This is a genomic window from Streptomyces sparsus (genome assembly GCF_054776295.1).
In genome coordinates this window covers 1-4,106 of sequence record NZ_BAAHCA010000428.1, presented here as the reverse complement: position 1 = coordinate 4,106, position 4,106 = coordinate 1, and the positions used below count along the sequence as shown (strand labels likewise).

Here is a 4,106-nt window from a genome sequence, read left to right as displayed (position 1 = left end):
CCGAGCGCCTTGGCCGCGGCCCGCACCAGCTCACCGGCCTTGAGGCCGCGCTCGCGGGCGGCCTCGTTGGTGGCGATGACCGTGACCGGCCGCTCCTTGACCACACTGAACAGGGCCACGACGGCGGGACGGTCACCGGGGATGCGGCTGCGCACGTCGAGCACCAGCTCGCGCAGGTCGTCGGCGGCCGTGCCGTCCGGCACCCGGGCCGCGGCGAGGGCCACCCCGCCCACGTTCCTGGCGTCCCCGGCGAGTCCGCCGGCGGCCTGGAGCACCTTCTCGGCGCGGAACCGCTCGATCTCCTTCTCGGCCTCCCGGAGCTTGCTCAGCATGCCCGAGACCTTCTCCGGAAGTTCCTCCGGCCGTCCCTTCACCAACTCGGTGAGCTGGGCGACGACCGTGTGCTCCTTGGCCAGGAACCGGTAGGCGTCGGTGCCCACCAGCGCCTCGACACGTCGCACCCCGGACCCGATGGAGGACTCGCCGAGCAGCTTGACCAGGCCGAGCTGCGCGGTGTTGTGGACGTGGGTGCCGCCGCACAGCTCCTTGGAGAAGTCGCCGATCGTCACCACCCGTACCCGGTCGCCGTACTTCTCGCCGAACTCGGCGATGGCGCCCTGCTTGCGCGCCTCGTCCATGCTCATGACCTCGGCGTGCACGTCGAGTTCACGCCCGAGCACCTCGTTGATCTGCTGCTCGACGTCGGACAGCACCGTCCCCGGCACCGCGGTGGGTGAGCCGAAGTCGAAGCGGAACCGGCCGGGCGAGTTCTCCGATCCGGCCTGCGCGGCGGTGGGGCCGAGCGCGTCACGGAGGGCCTGGTGCGTCAGGTGGGTGGCGCTGTGGGCGCGAGCGATGGCCCGGCGGCGGGAGACGTCGATGGAGCAGAACACGCCCGCGCCGACGGTCACCTCGCCGACCTGCACCACACCCTTGTGGACCGTCACACCGGCCACCGGCTGCTGCACGTCGCGCACCTCGATGACGGCACCGCTGTCCAGCCTGATCCGGCCGGTGTCGGCGAGCTGGCCGCCGCCCTCGGCGTAGAACGGCGTGCGGTCGAGCACGACCTCCACCTCGTCGCCCTCCTGGGCGGCGGGTGAGGTGACGCCGTTGCGCAGCAGCCCGACGAGGGTGGCCTCACCGTCGGTGTGCACGTAGCCGGTGAACTCGGTGGTGCCGGCGGCGTCGGCGACCTCGCGGTAGGCGGAGAGGTCGGCGTGCCCGGTCTTCTTGGCCTGGGCGTCCGCCTTGGCCCGCTCGCGCTGCTCGCGCATCAGGCGGCGGAAGCCGTCCTCGTCGACGCTCAGGCCCTGCTCGGCGGCCATCTCCAGGGTGAGGTCGATCGGGAAGCCCCAGGTGTCGTGGAGCAGGAAGGCCTTCTCCCCAGACAGCTGAGCGCTGCCGGCCGCGCGGGTCTCGGTGACGGCGGTGTCCAGGATGTTGGTGCCGGCCCGGAGCGTCTTGAGGAAGGCCGCCTCCTCGGCGAGGGCCACCGTCTCGATGCGCTTGCGGTCGGTGAGCAGCTCGGGGTACTGCTGCCCCATCGTCTTCAGCACCACGTCGACGAGGTCGCCGACGACGGGCTCGGTGGCGCCCAGCAGGCGCATGTTGCGGATGGCGCGGCGCATGATGCGGCGCAGCACGTAGCCGCGGCCCTCGTTGCCGGGGGTGACGCCGTCGCCGATCAGCATCACGGACGTGCGCAGGTGGTCGGCGACCACGCGCAGCGAGACGTCGGACTGCTCGGCACTGCCGTAGCGGACCCCGGTCAGCTCGGTGGCCCGGTCCATGACGACGCGCAGGGTGTCGGTCTCGTACATGTTGCGCACGCCCTGGAGGATCATCGCCAGGCGTTCCAGTCCGAGACCGGTGTCGATGTTCTTGCTGGGCAGCTCGCCGAGGATCGGGAAGTCCTCCTTGCCGCCGCCGGCGCCACGCTCGTACTGCATGAAGACCAAGTTCCAGATCTCCACGTAGCGCTCGTCGTTGACGGCCGGGCCGCCCTCCTCGCCGAACTCCGGGCCCCGGTCGTAGTTGATCTCCGAGCAGGGGCCGCAGGGGCCGGGCACGCCCATCGACCAGTAGTTGGGGCCCATGCCCAGGCGCTGGATGCGCTCCGCCGGCACGCCGATGACGTCACGCCAGATCCGCTCGGCCTCGTCGTCGCGCTCGTAGACGGTGATCCACAGCTTCTCCGGCTCCAGGCCGTAGCCGCCGTCCGCCACGGAGGAGGTGAGCAGCTCCCAGGCGTAGCGGATGGCCCCTTCCTTGAAGTAGTCACCGAAGGAGAAGTTGCCGCACATCTGGAAGAAGGTGCCGTGCCGGGTCGTCCGGCCGACCTCCTCGATGTCGGGCGTGCGCACGCACTTCTGCACGCTCGTGGCCCGGGCGTGGGGAGGCTTGACCTCACCGAGGAAGTACGGCTTGAACGGCACCATGCCCGCGGGGACCAGCAGCAGCGTCGGGTCGTCCGCGATCAGCGACGCCGACGGCACGACGGTGTGCCCACGCTCCTCGAAGAAGCTGAGCCAGCGGCGGCGGATTTCAGCCGACTCCATCAGTGGTCCTCATTTCGGGTCGTTCGGTGGATCGGGCCCAGTTCGTTCCGCGGGTCCGCGGCAGTGGCGCGGGGCAGGGCGGCCCCTCGCGCGGAGCGGCCGAGGGCGGGGTCGTCGGGGGAGGCGTGCAGCCCGAGGGCGTCGTTGAGTTCGTCCTCGCGCTGCACCATGCCCGAGCGTACGTCGGTGGCGAACTCCTTGAGGCGGTGGCCTGCGTCGACGGCCTTCTCCGCGGCACGGGCGGCCAGCGACTCAGGAGTGAGGCTGCGCAGCTTGCGGTTGACCTTGGTGGTGGCCCAGACGCCTGTGGCGGCGCCGGCGCTGAACCAGAAGGCACGACGGAACATGTGCTGATCAGTCCTTTCCCCGGCCACGCCAGCCGCCGCGGCGAGCCTGCGGCACGGTACGGCTGACGACCACGGCCGGGCGGGGGGTGGATCCGTTCTTGCGGCCCAACGCACGGCGCACCCCGTAGCCGAAGGCCGCGACCTTGACGAGGGGACCGCCGAACGCGGTGGAGACCGTGGCGGAGAGCGCCGAGGCGTTCGCGGTGACCTCCTGCACGTCGGAGGCGATGGAGTCGACGCGGGCGAGCTGGCTCTGCGCCGAACGCACCGTCGCGGACGCCTCTCCGAGCAGCGGAACCGCCTGCTCCGTCACTCCCGTCACCAGCTTGGTAGCGGCTTTGAGCGTCTGGGCGAGCCTGGCCAGAACCACGGCGAGGAACGAGACCAGGATCGCCCAGAAGACAGCCACCAGAAGGCCGGCCACCTCTCCACCGGACACACTGCACCGCTTCCGTCGGTTGTTGTCGTCGTGACGCGTCACCTCTCGCGTCGGTCGCCGGCACACCGGTTCCACCGGGTGCGACGGCGTGTCACGACCTTATCGCGCCGGGCGCTGGGGCCCGTAACGGATTGTGCCGTGCCGTCGTTCCAGGACGGGGACCTCGAGCGGGACGGTTGTACGTTGCGCGGTCGCGTCAGTACGCTCCGTGTCCCATGCGGCGCTTTCCATGTCACGACGGCTACCCCGGGCAGCCCTGTGTGCACGGAAATCGTTCCGGCAACCTGCCGGCCGAGTTGACGGACTTCGTCGGCCGGACCGCGGAACTGGACGTGCTCACCGAGCGGTTGCGCGACTCCCGGCTGGTGACCGTCACCGGTGTGGGCGGGGTGGGCAAGAGCCGGCTCGCGCTGCGGGGCGCCGGCAGTGTGCAGGATCGCTTCTGCGACGGCGTGTGGCTGGTGGACGCCGCGACCCTGCACGATCCCGGACTGCTCGCCCACGCGGTGGCCGACGCGCTGGAACTCACCGACGCCACCGGCCGGGCACCGCTGACCGTGCTCGCCGAGCACCTGGCCGACCGGAGCACGCTGCTGGTGCTGGACGGCGTCGAGCACCTGGTCGAGGAGTGCGCCTCGGTGGTGCACCGCCTGCTGCGGGCGGCGCCCGACCTCCGGGTGCTCACCACCAGCCGCCGCCCGCTGGAGGTGCTGGGTGAGCAGGTGCTGCCGCTCGCCCCGCTGCCGACGCCCGGCGCGG

4 protein-coding genes are annotated in these 4,106 nt (G+C 71.4%); 1 reads left to right on the top strand and 3 read right to left on the bottom strand.

The annotated features are described in order from the left end of the window. The 3 genes from alaS to ACYVE9_RS17820 all read right to left on the bottom strand — a co-directional run. Positions 1–2,561: alanine--tRNA ligase (alaS, locus tag ACYVE9_RS17830; protein WP_461028871.1), on the bottom strand; the 2,561-nt coding region annotated here is incomplete at its 3' end. Further along, the gene (locus tag ACYVE9_RS17825) at positions 2,561–2,908 is read right to left on the bottom strand and encodes a DUF6167 family protein (protein ID WP_461028870.1); all 348 of its coding nucleotides are present in this window, start codon (positions 2,906–2,908) and stop codon (positions 2,561–2,563) included. The genes ACYVE9_RS17825 and alaS, both read right to left, overlap by 1 nt. A gap of 7 nt (positions 2,909–2,915) precedes the next feature. Continuing rightward, entirely contained in the window at positions 2,916–3,347 is a 432-nt protein-coding gene (locus ACYVE9_RS17820) for a DUF948 domain-containing protein (RefSeq protein WP_461028869.1), read from the bottom strand. Between the two features lie 260 nt (positions 3,348–3,607). Between ACYVE9_RS17820 and ACYVE9_RS17815 the strand changes: the two genes are divergently transcribed. Next, the coding region (locus ACYVE9_RS17815) for an nSTAND1 domain-containing NTPase (protein ID WP_461028868.1) at positions 3,608–4,106 on the top strand (499 nt) is incomplete at its 3' end.

Bases quoted from the DNA above. Each gene is read 5' to 3' on its own strand.
- ACYVE9_RS17825 (WP_461028870.1), bottom strand. From the start codon at position 2,908: ATGTTCCGTCGTGCCTTCTGGTTCAGCGCCGGCGCCGCCACAGGCGTC.